Below are 16,182 nucleotides of genomic sequence, written 5' to 3'. Positions count from 1 at the left end.
CCTTCGATACGTTCAATCAAAAAAGCCATGGCAATAATTCCTTATTCTGTCGAAGTCTCTATTCAATCGAAATCACTGGCAAATCAGAGAATGTCGTGGGCGTTTTCGTCCAGCAGGCGACGGGAGATAATAAGGCGCATGATCTCGTTGGTGCCTTCCAGAATTTGATGTACCCGTACATCACGGAAATGACGTTCCAGCGGATATTCCCGGATATAACCATAGCCGCCATGAATTTGCAGTGCAGCATCGCACACGGCAAAGCCGATATCGGTGGCAAAACGCTTGGCCATGGCACAATATGCGGTGGCTTCCGGGTCTTTGCTGTCGAGTTTAAACGCAGCCAGACGCACCATTTGACGGGCAGCCACCAGCTCGGTGGCCATATCCGCAAGCTTGAACTGCAGCGCCTGGAAGGCTGCCAGCGGTTTACCGAACTGCTTACGCTCGTTCATGTACGCGATTGAACGCTCAAGGGCTGCCTGAGCCGTTCCCACTGAGCAGGTGGCGATATTGATACGGCCGCCATCCAGGCCCTTCATAGCGAAGGTAAAGCCCTGACCTTCGTCGCCCAGCAGGTTTTGGACCGGCACGCGCACGTTTTCAAAGGTAATAAGGCGGGTTGGCTGGGCATTCCAGCCCATCTTGTCTTCGGCCTTACCGTAAATCACCCCTTCGGCGTCCGCGGGAATGGCGATGGCGGAGATACCCTTGGGACCAGCTTCACCGGTACGGCACATCACCACCAGAAGCTCAGTGGCACCTGCGCCGGAGATAAACATCTTGCTGCCGTTAATCACGTACTCATCGCCCTCACGCACCGCCTTGGTGGTAAGTGACGCGGCGTCGCTGCCTGCACCGGGTTCAGTGAGGCAGTAGGAGGCAAGTTTGGCACCCGTAGTCAGCGCCTCAGACCACTCGGCGCGAAACACTTCTGTGCCCCAGGTGGTGACCATCCAGGTGGCCATGTTGTGAATGGTCAGCATCGCCGTGGTGGCGGTACAGCCTTTGGAAAGCTCTTCAAAAATAATGGAGCTGTCCAGGCGTGACAGCCCCATGCCACCTTCGGACTCCGGACTGTAGAGCGAGCAAAAGCCCAGCTCACCGGCTTTTTGAATCACATCTTTCGGAAAGTGGTGTTCTTCATCCCACTTGGCGGCGAAGGGGGTAAGCTCATCTGCGGCGAACTGGCGTGCAAGTTCAGCGAACTGGCGTTGATCTTCGTTTAAATTGAAATCCATCTTGACTGCTCCCGTGACTCTGGGGTCACTTCATGTAATGGCCGGCGATTACGCCGGCCTGTCAGGCTTTACCTTGATGTATTGCTGCCTTGGCTCGCTATCAGCGCAGGGCAATGGTCATGTTGGGACCATGGGGGATATCGTCTTCAAACCAGCGACAGGTGATGGTCTTGGTCTCGGTGAAGAAACGCACCGCCTGCTTACCATAAGCGTGCTGGTCACCGTAGAAGCTGCCCTTCCAGCCGGTGAAGGAGAAGAACGGCAGTGGCACAGGGATTGGTACGTTAATACCAACCTGACCCACTTCGATTTCGTGCTGATATTTACGTGCAGCGGCGCCGCTGGCAGTAAAGATAGAGGTGCCGTTGCCATAGGGTGACTTGTTTACCAGCTCAATGGCCTGTTCCAGCTCATCCACTTCCATACAGCACAGCACTGGACCGAAGATTTCTTCTTTGTAGATGCTCATGTCAGTGGTGACCTTGTCAAACATGGTCGGACCAACCCAGTTGCCGGACTCATAACCTTCAACGGTGAAATCGGAGCCATCCAGCAGACACTCGGCGCCTTCAGCCTTGCCCTGAGCAATCAACTTGAGTACCCGCTCTTTGGCAGCAGGACTGATAAGCGGGCCGTAACCTGCATCTTTGTCGTCCCACAGACCCGGACGAACTTTGGCAAGCGCCTCTTTAAGCTCTGGGATCCACTCTTTGGCGGCGCCCACGAATACGGCAACTGAAATGGCCATACAACGCTGACCGGCGGCGCCCACTGACGCTCCCACCAGGTTATTGATCACCTGCTGCTTGTTGGCATCGGGCATGATAACGCAGTGGTTTTTGGCACCGGCGAAGGCCTGAACGCGCTTTAGGTTGTCGGTACCTGTCTTGTACACATACTGACCCACGCCCACTGAGCCGACAAAAGAGATGGCCTTGATATCAGGATGAGTCAGCAGAATATCCACCGCGCTCTTATCACCATGCACCAGCTGCAGTACGCCCTTTGGTGCGCCGGCCTGTTCAAACAGCTCGGCCAGACGTTGCGGAGTCATGGGGTCTTGCTCGGAGGGCTTGAGCACGAAGGTATTACCGCAGGCAATGGCCAGTGGGAACATCCACAACGGGATCATCGCCGGGAAGTTGAATGGGGTAATACCGGCGCACACGCCCAGAGGCTGGGTGTAGGAATAGGTGTCGATTTTACGGGCCACGTTCTCAACGGTTTCGCCCATCAGCAGGGAAGCAATATTGCAGGCATGTTCAGCCACTTCAATGCCACGCCACACATCGCCCTTGGCATCTTCGAAGGTCTTGCCGGTTTCCTTGGCCAGAATGGTTGCCAGCTCATCATGATGCTCTTTCAGCAGCGCCTGATAGCGCAACATCACTCGGGCACGTTCAGACACAGGCACTTCTTTCCAGCTCTGGAACGCCGCCTTGGCACTGGCAATGGCACCATGAACTTCATCATCACTGGCACAGCGTACCTGAGCAATTGGCAGATTGTTGGCCGGATTGGTTACCGTGATAACGCGCTCACCTTGCCCCAGAGTAAACTCACCATCGATGTAATGCTTAACTTGTGTAGTCATATCGCTTCCTTTTGAGGGTCAGAGGTCGTGGCGCGCCTGCTATAAGATTTATGAATGGCTGCGCTCACGTTCTGCTTGTTGTCTTGTTGATTGCTGCTTGCAGTATTCCCAAATACTCAGACTTCAATGGCCATGGCAGTGGCTTCGCCGCCGCCGATGCACAAAGAAGCAACACCGCGCTTAAGACCACGGGCCTTGAGGGCGTGAATAAGGGTTACCAGCACGCGGGCGCCGGAGCAGCCGATGGGATGACCCAGGGCACAGGCGCCGCCATTGACGTTCACCTTGGCGGCATCCAGCTTAAGTTCGCTGATAGCCAGCATGGTCACCATGGCGAAGGCTTCATTGATTTCAAACAGATCCACGTCATCCTTGCTCCAGCCCACATTGGCCAGCAGCTTGTTCATAGCCCCCACAGGCGCGGTGGTGAACATGGCTGGCTCCTGGGCATGGGTGCTGTGCCCCTTAATGGTGGCGAGCACGCTCAGCCCCAGCGCATCGGCCTGGTCGCGACTCATCAGCATCAGCGCGGCGGCGCCGTCGGAGATTGAGGATGAATTGGCGGCTGTGATGGTGCCGTCTTTGGCGAAGGCAGGACGCAATGTCGGAATTTTTTCAGGGCGGGCGTTGCCAGGCTGCTCGTCAACTTTTACTTCCACATCGCCTTTGCGGCTGGACACAGTCACGGGCACGATTTCGGCTTCAAAGGCACCTGAGTTAATGGCAGCGTTGGCTTTTTCCAGTGAGCTTAAAGCGAAGGCATCCATAGACTCGCGGGTAAGGCCATAATCATCGGCGGTTTTCTGGGCGAAAGTACCCATTGCGCCACCTGTGTAGGCGTCTTCAAGGCCATCGAGAAACATGTGGTCCATCACTTTGCCGTGACCCATGCGCATACCGCCACGGGCTTTATCCAGCAGATATGGCGCCTGACTCATGCTTTCCATACCACCGGCAATCACCACCTTGGCGCTGCCAGCTTTAATGAGGTCATGGGCCATCATCACGGTTTTCATGCCGGAACCACAGACTTTATTCACTGTTGTGGCTCCAACAGACAACGGCAGACCGGCACCCAGCGTCGCCTGACGGGCTGGCGCCTGACCCAGACCTGCGGGCAGAACACAGCCCATCAGCAGCTCGTCAACTTTAGCACCGTCAAGGCCAGTGTCATCCAGCAGGGCTTTCACTGCGGTGGCGGCCAGTTTTGGTGAAGGCACCTCTGACAGACTGCCCTGAAAACCGCCCATGGCAGTGCGCTTTGCCGCGACAATGACGATATCCGATACGCTCATTTTTGACTCCAATTGCTTGTCGTGCCCTGTTCAAAAACAACGGGCAAATGTGATTGCTGTCGCAGTTTGCGACCCGATGCATTGAATGTGACGTTTACGCGAACGTAAAGCAAGTGGAAATTGGTCTAATAAGGTGCATTTATGGCCGGTGCTTTGTCACTCTGGATTTACACCCCCGGCGGCCAGACAGTCAGCGGAATGGCAAATACAATAAAAAAGCTGGCGTTTGCCAGCTTTTTTATTAATTAATCAGCCAATTATTGCAATTCAGCTACTGGTTCCGCCTTCCCATGGAGTGATGGCGCTCATGTCGGATAAGTCATAAGGCGTCAACTGGTACACGTAGTAATTGAGCCAGTTACTGACCAACAGGCTGCCATGGCCATGCCAGCGGGCCACCGGCGCCTGGGCCGGATCGTCATCGCGGAAGTAATTTTTGGGCACTTGCGGCTCAATACCGGCAGCCAAATCCCGATGATACTCATCACTCAAGGTAGATTTCTGGTATTCGGGATGACCGATTACAAACAGGTTGCGGTTATTGCGACTGAGCACCAGATAAGCCCCGGCCTCATCAGATTCAGCCAATACCTGTAAGCCAGGATGGGCATGCAACTCTGCCACCGGAATTTCAGCATAACGTGAATGGGGCGCAAAAAACTCCTCGTCGAAGCCGCGCAGCAGCGGATGATGCTCACAGCTGCGGGTATGTACATAGACGCCGGAGCGTTTGGTTTCCAGCAGTTGCCGCTTTACCCCATACAGGTGATACAAACCCGCATGGGCTGCCCAGCACAGGAACAACACAGAGGTCACATGGCGTTGAGACCAGTCAATGATTTCACGAATATGGTCCCAGTAGGTCACCTCTTCAAAATCCATTTGCCCGAGGGGGGCACCGGTGATAATCAGGCCGTCGTAATTCTTATGACGAACATCTTCGAAATCGCGATAGAAGGTGTTCATATGATCAATTGAGGTGTGACGGGACTCTTTGTCGTGAATACGCAGCAAATCCACATCCACCTGCAACGGAGTATTACCAAGCAGCCGCAGCAGCTGTGTTTCAGTCTCAATCTTATTGGGCATCAGATTGAGAATAAGCACCTTCATCGGACGTATGTCCTGATGAGCCGCCCGAGTCTCGGACATCACAAAGATATTTTCAGCGAGCAGAATTTCTGCCGCCGGCAGGTTATCTGGGATCTTAACCGGCATACCGCGCCTCTCGATTGATTAAACCCGGGGTGCCACTGCCGGTTATCCCAGCTCAGCGCCCAGCTTTTTCCAGCATCACCGACATACCGGTGGGCTGATTGAGATCCACTGTGTAGCTTTGGGTATTGATAAACAAAAGTTTATCGTCTTTGGTTATTCGCGCACCTATGGCGTAAGTGTGTCCGGGCTTAAACTGGTCGCGTTTGAACACGAACAGAAAATCCTTAGGCAAGGCCTGCACAGCTACTGTCATCTCACCCAGCATTTCGGCAGCCACGTCCATCCGGGACACATCCTGCACCTGCACCTTGAGTAAAGACTCCGGTGGCAAAGCAATACGCTCGCGAAACCACACACTGCCACTGATCTCCACATTGTCTTCGGTGGAGGTGCAAGCTGTCATTGCCGCAGCCCCTATCATGGCGGCCATCGGCAAGGCGGCACTCAGTAACCATTTCTTCATCAGTAGATCCTCCCGAATCATACATCAAGACTTCCAGATGTCTATACATCCGCTGTTGAATCTTGTTCACCTGCGGCTTTAGCTCTATCATGTTAGCCTCGGTTCACGGCAAAAATACTATATGACTCAAGCAACTGCGATAATTGTGGGTGCCAGCTCACAACTCGGACGCGAATTGGTGATCCAACTCACACAGGAAGGTACCCGCCTCGGTCTGTTGGTGCCCGACCCAGACGCCATGAACGACTTTATTGCTTCACTTGATGAGCAAAACCAGGCCAATATCACAGTAGCCGCCCTGCCAATCACAGAGCCAGAAGCGGCCATCCAGTCGATAGAATCTCTTTGGCAACATTTGGGCGGCGCCCATCTGGTGCTGGTCAATACCGGTCTTAACAGCTATCACCCGGATCTGCCCTGGCAAATGGAAGCCGATATCATCAGGGTAAACGTGCAGGGCTTTGCGGCTATTTGCAATACCGCCTTTCGATTACTGCGCGAACAGGGCTATGGCCAACTTGGCGCGATTAACTCCATTGCGGGACAGCGCGGTGGCCCGGCGGTGGCCTACCACGCCTCCAAGGCCTTTGCGCAAAATTACCTTGAGGGCCTGTCGATGCATGCTCAGCGCCTGAAGTTGCCGATTACCATTACAGATCTGCAAATGGGGCTGCTGGACAAGGCTGCCATGCAGCAAAGCCAGTTTTGGCTGCCACCGCTGCCCAAGGTTGCGGCGCAAATCATCCGGGCACTGAAAAAAGGCAAGCGACGGGCCTATATCACCCGCCGCTGGGCTCTGGTCGCCTGGCTTACCCGGCTGTTACCTGAATATATCTACAACACCCGCCACTGGAAGAAAAAGGGCAAACACTAATAGTGTTTACCCTCTGAAAAACAAACATAAAAAAGGCGCCAACGGCGCCTTTTTTATTTCAGCGTTTGCAGGGCTCAGAACTTGTAACCCACGCTCACCATGTAAACCCATGGGTTGATATCAGTCTTCACTGACTGAGCTTCACCGCCAAGGTTAAATTTCACGTCGGTGCTGATATCGGCATACCAAACAGAAGCGTTCAGCATCCAGTTCTTGTTGAAGCTGTAATCAAAACCGGCCTGAGCTGCCCAACCAATGGAAGTGGACAGACTCAGATCGGTCAGAGCGCCTTCCAGATCATTGGTGAATTCGTTATCAAAGAAGTTGGTGTAGTTCACACCCACACCCACGTAAGGACGGAAAGCAGAGTTGGCATTGCCGAAGTAGTACTGGGCAACCAGAGTGGGTGGCAGATGCTTGGTTTCAGCGATTTTGCCCAGAGCACCCAGAGACACATCATGGCTGAATGGGGTAGCGGCCAGCAGCTCAATGGCCCAGTTGTCGGTCAGCATGTAGCCAAAGTTCAGACCCAGCTGAGTATTATTGCTCACTCCAAATTGAGCACCTGGCACCACGTCAGGGCTGGACTCGTCAGGGGCAACAGTCACGGCACCGGCACGTACAATGATATCACCGGCCTGATGCGCCATGGCAGAAACAGAAACTACAGACAGCAGGGATGCGGCAATCAGACCAGACAGCAGAGATTTGTTCATCATTTACTCCATTAACCTCGTGGGCTTTGTTATTTTCAGTTACATCCGTAACAATTGCGGCCTAGCCTGCCAGACGATTGCTTTAACGTTCTTGATCCAAATCAACGCCCCATTCAATACCCCGTTTGAGGTAGCGCCAGCGGGATCCAGCTCACAATTCAACCCTGTTTTGTTATTACTGCTGGCAATAAATTCGAGATAAACGCCCCATTTACAGTATGAAAAACCGTTAATTACCAACGTGTGTAAGCATATGAGACGGTCAGCCAACGCAAAGCATCCACTGTGAAAACAGGACTATGTATAGAGAAGGCTGAGGCAGGTGCGAAATGAATTGGGTCGGGGATCTTATGAGAGACTGAGCCTGGGATAGCGCTGCAGCCATTGCTTGCTATGTACCCGCTGCTGGAACGAGTGCAATTTATGGGCAGCGGAAGGAGTAAGCTTTAGCGCAAAAAGCGACTCAAGCCCCCAGCTGCTGACCACGTCAAGTTGCCCATCGGCAGCATGTCTGACACCTATGGCGGTCTCTTTTTCAGGCCAGGCTGCCATGGCTTCAGGCAGATTGGTATAGGGCGCATCGCCGTGCTTAAGATGCATGCGGCGCTGATCCCTTACCTCCCAATTTACCTCGGGCATACGCTCAGACAGCGCAGAACAAATATACCGCTCAACTTCCCTGGCTTGTGTCAGCCAATCTGAGTCTTTTTGAGCCGCTTGGGCGGAAATCTGTGGCCCCATATAGATAAGATCAACATCATTAAGCGCTGCTGGCGACTGCTCGTGCAAATAATCCCATACGGCATTTCGCACAAAGCCTGCCGCCAACAGATATTGACCAACACCAACGCCGGCACATACCTCATGGGCAACCTCGAGGCATCGTCTGCGGATGGGGTCATCCACCAATATGGCCGCCAGACGGCTATCAAGGGAGCCTGAATGCACCTCAGTTATCTACCTGCTTCATGAGGACCTCAGTGGTAAACTTGCGGTTATTGATAACCGGGAACCGCTCGTAGGTCTGAAAAATCACCAGATTGTTATGCTTGATAAGTGCCACCACACCATAGTTGACGTTGGGGTCTATGGTTTCCGGCGGCAGAATAAATTTAAAAGGCACGGGGGCGCGCACAATATTAAAGGTCTTCTGGGCGAAAATAACCCCGGGAGTGTCCAAATCGATGACGGCTATGGTAATGGCGCTGTTTGGCGGCAAAGCAACCCGCTCAAGATAACCCGCCGCGCCATTGATAATCACCGGCTTGGGTTCCTCCACGGTCACACAGCCGCTCAGGCTTGTAAGCGACAGCAACAACATTACCATCACTGACACCCATCTGATGGCACCCGGCAGTTCAGACTTCAACATCGACTTAAACATCACTTTGTATCCTGTTTCATACGCATCAGCCCTTCCTGGGTTGCCGATGCCACCAGCTCACCGTGGCGATTGAAAAAATGCCCTTTTACAAAACCCCGGCCGCCACTGGCGTTGGGGCTGTCGATACTGTACAGCAGCCAATCGTTCATATCCAAGGGCCGGTGAAACCACATGGCATGATCTATGGTGGCCATGCGCATACCCGGTGTTAAGAAAGAGACCCCATGTGGCTGAGCCGCAGTGACCAGAAAGTTAAAATCGGAAGCATAAGCCAGCAGCGCATCATGAACATGACTGCCTCCCTCCACCTTTCCGTTGGCACGCAGCCAGACATGACGCACCGGCTCACGGGATCGCGGTGCCACCGGGCTTACAGGGTCAACAATACGCATTTCAATGGGCGCATCTGCCATGAATTTTTCCAGCATTTTAGCCGGGATCTTGTCCCTTAATGTCACCGCCAGCTCCTGCTGGTTCAAAAGCCCCTCAGGGCCCGGCACGTCGGGCATGGTAATCTGGTGGGAAAAACCGTCTTCTTCAGCCTGAAACGAACAGGTCATGTAAAAAATCGGCCTGCCCTTTTGCACCGCCTTGACCCGACGGGCACTGAAAGAGCCACCATCGCGCATAATTTCGACGTCGTAAACTATGGGCAGCGACTCATCCCCGGCCCGCAGAAAATAGCTGTGAAGTGAATGCACCTTCCGGCTGGATTCAACTGTTTCGCGGGCAGCACTGAGCGCCTGCCCCATGACCTGGCCACCAAACACATGACCAAAGCCCAAATCCTGGCTCTGGCCACGGTAAAGACCAATTTCAAGGGGTTCCAATGTCAGTAACGACAGTAGGTCATTCAAAACCTGGCTCATGTTATCTCACTGATTTAAAAAATCATTGGCACAGAGTAACAAAAAGCCCTGTCAGCTGCGAGTCCGGTCTGAGGGATTCAGTCGAGCTTGACCCCCTGCTCATGGGCGCTGCGCCTCGCCCAGGCAAGGATCTGATCTTCACCATTGGCATGTTTTATGATGGGCAAGGCCGAAGCAATCTCGCCCCAATGAGCAGCGATGGCCTCAGGGGTGCGGGAATCGGAATCAAAATACCTGTGGCTGTGCTCACCGATACAAAGCTCACTGACGCTGCCTCCGGCTGCCAGTAAATGACGGCCGCAAGGCGCCTTGGGACTTAGCAAAAACAACAGAGTCGCAGTTATCATTTCTTTGGAAAACAGCGGTTTTACCTGAGGTGCCAGGTGAACCTCTGTCATGGATGTATGCGCCAGAGGGCACAGAGAGTTAACCAACACATTACGGGGAAGGCCTTCCATAGCGAGGCCATTGACCAGCCCCACCAAGGCCATTTTGGCGCAGGCAAACGCACTTTGATGCAAGTCACCATAGAGAGCACTGACGCCTGTGGTCATGACTATCCTGCCATAGCCCCGGTCCATCATGCCGCGCCAAAGACCATGGGTCAGAGCAAAACTGCCACACAAATCAACCTGCAGCTGACGATGAAATTCTGCCGCACTTAAGTGCTCAAAGGCACCATAGGTATGAATGCCTGCATTGTTTATCAGCAAATCTATGCCGCCGGTAAGGCGTTCGATATCCGCAAACAGACTGCATAACTCACCTTCATCACTGATATCAACAGACAAGTAAGTCACGTTGGCACCGGCTGCGGCCAGGGCGCGCAGCAGCTCAATCACCGCAGGTGAATCCTGTGGCAGCGTATCAACCATAAACACCCTGGCACCGCGTTCCGCCAAGGCTAACGCATAGGCCCGCCCAAGCCCGGTAGCGGCTCCCGAGATCAGGGCTGACTGATTATCGAATCGCATTTTTGGCTTTCCCCCACAGTGCTTTTTACCGGCAGGCCCGTCCAAATAAAGCACAGTGGACGCGGGAAAACTTTGACAACACTGGCAAAATCACACATTGCTCACGGCACGGCTGTGCGGTCACTCTCAGTCTGCTAAATGCATGATTTCGATTGTGCTAACTTTCGTGGCATTTCTTGGTATCCTTATGCGGTGTTTGGATTTCTCTTTCTAAGGACACCATGAATCCCTGGTTACTTGCTATCCGTCCCCGTACTTTGCCAGCCGCCATCGGTCCATTATTGGTAGGAAACACGCTGGCATTCGGCCTTATCAGCTTCAGCGTGACTATTGCTATAGCATCTATGATGTGCGCCCTTCTGCTGCAAATCGCAGTCAATCTGGCCAACGATTATTTCGATTTCAAAAGCGGTGTGGATACCGAAGAGCGTCTCGGCCCGGTCAGGGTTACCCAGAGCGGCCTGATTGCCCCAGCCAGGGTTAAGGCAGCCATGATAGCCTCGCTGCTGGCAGCGCTCACGGTAGGCTCAGTACTGATTTGGCATGGCGGCTGGCCGATTGCCATTCTGGCGGCAGCATCCATTTTGGGTGCGCTTTGCTACAGTGGCGGCCCCTACCCGCTGGCATCTCACGGACTTGGCGAAGTGGCAGCCTTTGTATTTTTCGGTCTGGTGGCCGTGGTGGGCAGTTTCTATTTGCAGGCAGGTTCTACCTCTGTGGACGCCTGGATTCTGGGTGCCGCCATCGGGCTTTTCAATGCCGCTATCATGCTGGTGAATAACACCCGCGATATCAGCACCGACACCAAGGCCGGCAAACGCACCTTAGCGGTGCGAATAGGGGAAGCTCAGTCACGGGTGCTGTATCAGGCACTGGTTTATCTTCCTTTTGGCCTGATCATTGGCAGCTTTTTAATGGGTATTCTGCCGGGATGGCCGGTGCTGCTGGCGGGGTTGTCGATTGTGGTCGCCAGACGCCTGTCGCGGGAGTTCAGTGAAATCAGCGGCGGCGCGTTAAATCCGCTCCTTGGCCGTACCGCCAGATTGACTCTGGTATTCAGCGTTCTTTTTTCCGTCGGACTGCTTATTCCGGCTCAGGCCTGACAAGCCCCGGTGCACAGGCATTAAAAAGGCTTCCCGAGGGAAGCCTTTTTTGTTTGTCTGTTCGCGGCTCAAAGCTTGATTAAATCGCGCTGTGTGCTGCTCCAGTTAAGGTGGTACTTCTCGCCTGCGGGCGTATCGATACGCTCAAAGCTGTGGGCGCCAAAATAGTCACGCTGGCCCTGCAGCAGATTAGCAGGCAGGGTTTCGCGGCGATAACCATCGTAATAGGCCAGCGCCGAGGTAATGCAGGGCGAAGGCACGCCTGCCAGCACCGCTTTGGACACCAACCGGCGCCATGACTGCTGCGCCTCACCCAAAGCGCTGGCAAAACTGTCAGCCATCAGCAGATTGGCAAGCTTCGGCTCTTTTTCATACGCTTCGGTGATCGATTGCAGGAAGGTAGCGCGAATAATACAACCGGCGCGCCAGATACGGGCAATACCGGCAAAATCCAGCTCCCAGCCCTGCTCGGCGGCATTCATGGCCATCAGCTGAAAGCCCTGGGCGTAACAGCAGATTTTAGCGCAATAAAGCGCCTGCTCCAGCTCCTCGATAAAGCTGGCTGCATCAACACCCTCAAGCGGCTCGGCACCGCCAAGACGGCTGGCAAGCTCAGTGCGCAGCGCCTTTTGATTCGACAGTGCGCGGGCATAAACGGCTTCAGCAATCGTTGGCGCAGGCGTGCCTATTTGCAGGCTGCTGACGGCTGTCCACAAGCCGGTGCCCTTCTGACCGGCCTTATCCAAAATCATTTCCACCAGCGGTTTGCCAGTGATGGGGTCACTCTGACGCAGCACCTCGGCGCTAATGCCCATCAGGTAACTGTTGAGCTTGCCGTCATTCCATCTCTCGAAAATGGCGGCAATGTCCTGTGCCGACAACGCCAGCACGTCCGAAAGCAAATGATAAGCTTCGCAAATCAACTGCATGTCGGCGTATTCAATACCGTTGTGCACCATCTTTACGTAATGGCCGCTGCCAGCAGGACCTATATAAACGGCGCAAGGCTCGCCTTCCAGCACAGGATTTCCCGGTTCGAAACGCTCAATCGGCAAGCCGGTGGCATTATCGACCTTAGCTGCAATGGCACGCCAGATAGGCGCCACTCTATCCCAGGCTTCTTTTTTGCCGGACGGCATCAAAGAGGGGCCAAAACGGGCCCCCACTTCACCGCCGGATACGGCAGAAGAGAAAAACACAAAGCGGCCAGCGTAGTCCTGCTCACGCTTAACTGTATCGGTCCACAGACTATTACCGGTGTCGATAACAATGTCTTGTGGCTTGATACCGGCATCCATCAACGCCGAGCAGACACCGTCAACCGGCGCGCCTGCAGGCACTGACAACAGCAGTAAGCGCGGCGACTTCAAACTTGCCAGCATGGATTTGAGGCTGTCAACGCCGGTTATCTCTGTGGCTTTACTGTGGGCAGGTCTGGCCGCAACTTCGGTAGCGGACTGGCTTACAGCGGCACGCATCTTGGCGCCATCCAAATCAAAGGCGGCCACACGATAGCCGTTGTCAGCAATATTAAGGGCAAGATTCTTGCCCATGACACCCAGGCCAATGACCCCGATGTCGTGCAATTGGGTGTGGTTTTGCATATTTTTATTCCACGGGTACAGAAAGAGGCTAATTCGCCGCGGATTATAGCTACTTTGGTAACTGAATTACAGCTACTGGCAACAATGCATAGGATTGCAGCCAGAATCCGTTGCAAAATGACGAAGTTAACCCAGAAAAAAGCCCCAGAAGATGTCCGGGGCTTTTCCGATAAATGAAAGGTCAGACTCTGGCGTCACCATAGCCCATACGGGTCAGGGTATTACGCACCAGCTCCAGTGTCGCCGGATCTTCAATGGTTGCCGGCACAGCGTACTCCTGATTGTCGGCAATCTTGCGCATGGTGGCGCGCAAGATTTTGCCTGAGCGGGTTTTGGGCAGTTTGGGAATAGCACTCACCAGTTTAAAGGCGGCCACCGGGCCGATTTCACTGCGCACCAGCGCAACCAATTCCTTGTTGAGCTGATCTTCAGTAATATCCACACCGTTTTTAAGCACCACCAAACCCAGCGGCACCTGCCCTTTAAGTTTGTCTTCCACGCCAATGACTGCCGCTTCGGCAACAGCCGGATGCTGGCACAGCACCTCTTCAAATCGTCCGGTAGACAAACGGTGACCGGCAACGTTAATCACATCGTCGATGCGGCTCATAATATACAGATAGCCATCTTCATCCATATAGCCCGCATCACCGGTGAGATAGCATCCGGGATACATGGAAAGGTAGCTGTCGATATAGCGCTGGTCATTTTGCCACAGGGTCGGCAATGTACCGGGCGGCAATGGCAGACGAATAACCACATTACCGTACTCTCCGGCGCCAACACTGTTACCAGCTTCATCCACCACATCCACCAGATAGCCGGGCACAGGCCGCGCAGGCGACCCTGGCTTAATAGGCGTTTGTGCGATCCCCATCAGGTTGGCAGCCACCGGCCAGCCGGTTTCGGTTTGCCACCAATGGTCAATCACAGGTTTACCCAAGATTTCCTGCGCCCACAGCAAGGTATCGGGATCACAACGCTCTCCGGCGAGGAACATCTGCTTAAGACACCCCAAATCGACAGAGCGGCAAAGCAGCCCTTGCGGGTCCTCCCGTTTGATGGCACGAATTGCGGTTGGGGCAGTGAAAAAACTTTTCACGCGATATTTATTGATGACTTTCCAGAACGCAGCTGCATCCGGTGTCCCCACGGGTTTTCCTTCGTAAAGAATCGAGGTCGCCCCGGCGAGCAGAGGACCATAGACAATGTAAGAGTGTCCCACCACCCAGCCGACATCCGATGCTGCCCAAAAAGTATCACCGGGTTCGATGTCATAGATATTGCGCATCGACCAGGCCAACGCGACTGCGTGGCCACCATTATCACGCACCACCCCTTTGGGCTGGCCGGTGGTTCCCGAGGTATAGAGCACATAAAGTGGGTCGGTCGCTTTAACCGGCACCCAATCGGCATGTGGCGCACTGGCCACCGACTGCTGCCAGTCGAGATCACGCCCATTCTGCATGGCCGCTTCGTACTGTGGACGTTGCAGGATCAGACATTTATCCACTTTGTGGCTGGCCTGCTCCAATGCAGCATCCAGCAACGGCTTATAGGCAACCACACCTGAGGGTTCAATACCGCATGAGGCCGACAGCACCATCACAGGCTTGGCATCGTTGATGCGGCTGGCCAGCTCATTGGCCGCAAAACCACCGAATACCACCGAATGAATGGCGCCAATGCGGGCACAGGCCAGCATGGCATAAGCAGTTTCAGGCACCATAGGCATGTAAATAACGACCCTGTCACCGGCCTTCACCCCTTGGTCGGATAACAGACCCGCCAGCCGCTTTACCTGTGCCAGGCATTCATCATAACTGATTGAATACTCGGTATCGGTCACGGGGCTAACGTAGTGAAAGGCGGCCTGACTGCCACGGCCGGCAGCAACATGACGGTCGAGGGCGTTATAGCAGGTGTTGATTTCACCATCTGTGTACCAGCGATACAGGGGCGCGCTGGCATCATCAAGAATAATGTCAGGATGCTTATGCCAGTTCACCAGAGCCGCAGCTTCTTTCCAGTAACCAACCGGATCCTCTTTGGCCGCCCTGCGCAGTGTATCGGCCGGATCGTGTATCTGAGTGCTTGTGCTTATAGTTGTTGTCATTGTTTTTCCTCCGAATTGGAGTGGCGGGGCTTCGCCGTAAGGTCCCTTCCTTATCAAGACCATTATTGCTCCAAGCCCTCTGCTTACCCATTAGACAAAAGCCTAGGCCGGAAAACGGAATACCATTTGTAAGCTATGCCTGACACTCTGCCCGCAAAAAGCCACCGACAGCGCACCCGCCAGCTTTACCTTTACGTAAACTTCATATATCTTGCATGCAATTGAAATAAGATTTATCCGGTGTCGAAATGAGCGCAAACAGTAACGCACAAACCAGCTATTCCATCAGTGACTTGTCGAAAGAGTTCGACATCACCACCCGCTCTATCCGCTTCTACGAGGATCAGGGACTGCTCAAGCCAAAGCGTCGGGGGCAAACCCGTATCTACAGTCTCAAAGACAGGGTACGCCTGAAGCTTATCTTGCGCGGCAAGCGTCTGGGCTTCTCACTGGCCGAAACCCGCCGTTTGTTTGAACTGTACGATGCCGACAAGAGCAGTGTGACCCAGCTTAATACCATGCTTGCACTCATTGAAGAGAAAAAAGCCTCTTTGCAGCAGCAGATGGATGACATCAAGGTGGTATTGATGGAACTGACCAGTGCAGAGGCCCAGTGCCGCACTGCACTGGATGGCCAGCAAAAGGCATAACCGTCGCCTGTTGCCAGCGCGTTAGCTGAACTCATTCAACACAATAACAAAGATAACAAGACAACAAGCAGATTTAAGGAC

General features: G+C 53.9%; 15 protein-coding genes. 3 read left to right on the top strand and 12 right to left on the bottom strand.

All coding sequences use genetic code 11. The annotated features are described in order from the left end of the window. Positions 1-83 precede the first annotated feature (83 nt). The 5 genes from ABYK60_RS09025 to ABYK60_RS09005 all read right to left on the bottom strand — a co-directional run bounded on the left by ABYK60_RS09025 (position 84) and on the right by ABYK60_RS09005 (position 5,811). Positions 84-1,241, bottom strand: a complete 1,158-nt coding sequence (locus tag ABYK60_RS09025; RefSeq protein WP_372871662.1) for an acyl-CoA dehydrogenase family protein — start codon at positions 1,239-1,241, stop codon at positions 84-86. A 100-nt stretch (positions 1,242-1,341) separates the two neighbouring features. Beyond that, on the bottom strand, positions 1,342-2,835 hold the full coding sequence (locus ABYK60_RS09020) for a CoA-acylating methylmalonate-semialdehyde dehydrogenase (protein ID WP_372871661.1): 1,494 nt from the start codon (positions 2,833-2,835) through the stop codon (positions 1,342-1,344). Between the two features lie 116 nt (positions 2,836-2,951). After that, positions 2,952-4,130, bottom strand: coding sequence for an acetyl-CoA C-acyltransferase (locus tag ABYK60_RS09015; RefSeq protein WP_372871660.1), 1,179 nt, complete (start codon positions 4,128-4,130; stop codon positions 2,952-2,954). A gap of 267 nt (positions 4,131-4,397) precedes the next feature. Next, positions 4,398-5,348 carry a homoserine O-succinyltransferase gene (metA, locus tag ABYK60_RS09010; RefSeq protein WP_372871659.1) on the bottom strand — a complete coding sequence of 317 codons (951 nt, stop codon included), beginning with the start codon at positions 5,346-5,348 and terminating at the stop codon, positions 4,398-4,400. Positions 5,349-5,400: 52 nt separating this feature from the next. After that, on the bottom strand, positions 5,401-5,811 hold the full coding sequence (locus ABYK60_RS09005) for a YbaY family lipoprotein (RefSeq protein WP_372871658.1): 411 nt from the start codon (positions 5,809-5,811) through the stop codon (positions 5,401-5,403). A 121-nt stretch (positions 5,812-5,932) separates the two neighbouring features. On the opposite strand from ABYK60_RS09005, the gene ABYK60_RS09000 reads away from it, so the two are divergent. Next, positions 5,933-6,685, top strand: coding sequence for an SDR family NAD(P)-dependent oxidoreductase (locus tag ABYK60_RS09000; protein WP_372871656.1), 753 nt, complete (start codon positions 5,933-5,935; stop codon positions 6,683-6,685). 74 nt (positions 6,686-6,759) lie between these two features. Here ABYK60_RS09000 and ompW read toward each other — a convergent pair whose 3' ends face one another. The 5 genes from ompW to ABYK60_RS08975 all read right to left on the bottom strand — a co-directional run bounded on the left by ompW (position 6,760) and on the right by ABYK60_RS08975 (position 10,628). After that, positions 6,760-7,404: an outer membrane protein OmpW gene (ompW, locus tag ABYK60_RS08995; RefSeq protein WP_372871655.1), complete on the bottom strand. Its 645-nt coding sequence runs from the start codon at positions 7,402-7,404 to the stop codon at positions 6,760-6,762. A 345-nt stretch (positions 7,405-7,749) separates the two neighbouring features. Beyond that, positions 7,750-8,349 carry a nucleotidyltransferase family protein gene (locus tag ABYK60_RS08990; protein ID WP_372871654.1) on the bottom strand — a complete coding sequence of 200 codons (600 nt, stop codon included), beginning with the start codon at positions 8,347-8,349 and terminating at the stop codon, positions 7,750-7,752. A gap of 1 nt (position 8,350) precedes the next feature. Continuing rightward, positions 8,351-8,728 carry a YbaY family lipoprotein gene (locus ABYK60_RS08985; RefSeq protein ID WP_372871664.1) on the bottom strand — a complete coding sequence of 126 codons (378 nt, stop codon included), beginning with the start codon at positions 8,726-8,728 and terminating at the stop codon, positions 8,351-8,353. Between the two features lie 56 nt (positions 8,729-8,784). After that, positions 8,785-9,654: an acyl-CoA thioesterase II gene (tesB, locus tag ABYK60_RS08980; protein WP_372871653.1), complete on the bottom strand. Its 870-nt coding sequence runs from the start codon at positions 9,652-9,654 to the stop codon at positions 8,785-8,787. A 77-nt stretch (positions 9,655-9,731) separates the two neighbouring features. Further along, a complete protein-coding gene (locus ABYK60_RS08975) occupies positions 9,732-10,628 on the bottom strand; it encodes an SDR family NAD(P)-dependent oxidoreductase (RefSeq protein WP_372871652.1) in 897 nt (298 codons plus the stop codon). A 221-nt stretch (positions 10,629-10,849) separates the two neighbouring features. On the opposite strand from ABYK60_RS08975, the gene ABYK60_RS08970 reads away from it, so the two are divergent. Next, the gene (locus ABYK60_RS08970) at positions 10,850-11,731 is read left to right on the top strand and encodes a 1,4-dihydroxy-2-naphthoate polyprenyltransferase (RefSeq protein ID WP_372871651.1); all 882 of its coding nucleotides are present in this window, start codon (positions 10,850-10,852) and stop codon (positions 11,729-11,731) included. Positions 11,732-11,799: 68 nt separating this feature from the next. Here ABYK60_RS08970 and gndA read toward each other — a convergent pair whose 3' ends face one another. Further along, on the bottom strand, positions 11,800-13,335 hold the full coding sequence (gene gndA / locus ABYK60_RS08965) for an NADP-dependent phosphogluconate dehydrogenase (protein WP_372871650.1): 1,536 nt from the start codon (positions 13,333-13,335) through the stop codon (positions 11,800-11,802). 181 nt (positions 13,336-13,516) lie between these two features. Further along, complete coding sequence (locus ABYK60_RS08960) at positions 13,517-15,451, bottom strand: propionyl-CoA synthetase (RefSeq protein WP_372871649.1); 1,935 nt, start codon at positions 15,449-15,451, stop codon at positions 13,517-13,519. 248 nt (positions 15,452-15,699) lie between these two features. Between ABYK60_RS08960 and ABYK60_RS08955 the strand changes: the two genes are divergently transcribed. Beyond that, entirely contained in the window at positions 15,700-16,101 is a 402-nt protein-coding gene (locus tag ABYK60_RS08955) for a MerR family DNA-binding transcriptional regulator (RefSeq protein WP_372871648.1), read from the top strand. Positions 16,102-16,182 lie beyond the last annotated feature (81 nt).

It is taken from the genome of Shewanella sp., assembly GCF_041630135.1.
Taxonomy (GTDB): domain Bacteria; phylum Pseudomonadota; class Gammaproteobacteria; order Enterobacterales; family Shewanellaceae; genus Shewanella.
Note: the sequence above shows the minus strand (reverse complement) of the source record. Positions and strands in the feature narration are given on the sequence as shown.

Coding starts and splice junctions, on each gene's coding strand:
- ABYK60_RS09025 (WP_372871662.1), bottom strand. CDS start 1,241: ATGGATTTCAATTTAAACGAAGATCAACGCCAGTTCGCTGAACTTGCA.
- ABYK60_RS09020 (WP_372871661.1), bottom strand. CDS start 2,835: ATGACTACACAAGTTAAGCATTACATCGATGGTGAGTTTACTCTGGGG.
- ABYK60_RS09015 (WP_372871660.1), bottom strand. CDS start 4,130: ATGAGCGTATCGGATATCGTCATTGTCGCGGCAAAGCGCACTGCCATG.
- metA (WP_372871659.1), bottom strand. CDS start 5,348: ATGCCGGTTAAGATCCCAGATAACCTGCCGGCGGCAGAAATTCTGCTC.
- ABYK60_RS09005 (WP_372871658.1), bottom strand. CDS start 5,811: ATGAAGAAATGGTTACTGAGTGCCGCCTTGCCGATGGCCGCCATGATA.
- ABYK60_RS09000 (WP_372871656.1), top strand. CDS start 5,933: ATGACTCAAGCAACTGCGATAATTGTGGGTGCCAGCTCACAACTCGGA.
- ompW (WP_372871655.1), bottom strand. CDS start 7,404: ATGATGAACAAATCTCTGCTGTCTGGTCTGATTGCCGCATCCCTGCTG.
- ABYK60_RS08985 (WP_372871664.1), bottom strand. CDS start 8,728: ATGGTAATGTTGTTGCTGTCGCTTACAAGCCTGAGCGGCTGTGTGACC.
- tesB (WP_372871653.1), bottom strand. CDS start 9,654: ATGAGCCAGGTTTTGAATGACCTACTGTCGTTACTGACATTGGAACCC.
- ABYK60_RS08975 (WP_372871652.1), bottom strand. CDS start 10,628: ATGCGATTCGATAATCAGTCAGCCCTGATCTCGGGAGCCGCTACCGGG.
- ABYK60_RS08970 (WP_372871651.1), top strand. CDS start 10,850: ATGAATCCCTGGTTACTTGCTATCCGTCCCCGTACTTTGCCAGCCGCC.
- gndA (WP_372871650.1), bottom strand. CDS start 13,335: ATGCAAAACCACACCCAATTGCACGACATCGGGGTCATTGGCCTGGGT.
- ABYK60_RS08960 (WP_372871649.1), bottom strand. CDS start 15,451: ATGACAACAACTATAAGCACAAGCACTCAGATACACGATCCGGCCGAT.
- ABYK60_RS08955 (WP_372871648.1), top strand. CDS start 15,700: ATGAGCGCAAACAGTAACGCACAAACCAGCTATTCCATCAGTGACTTG.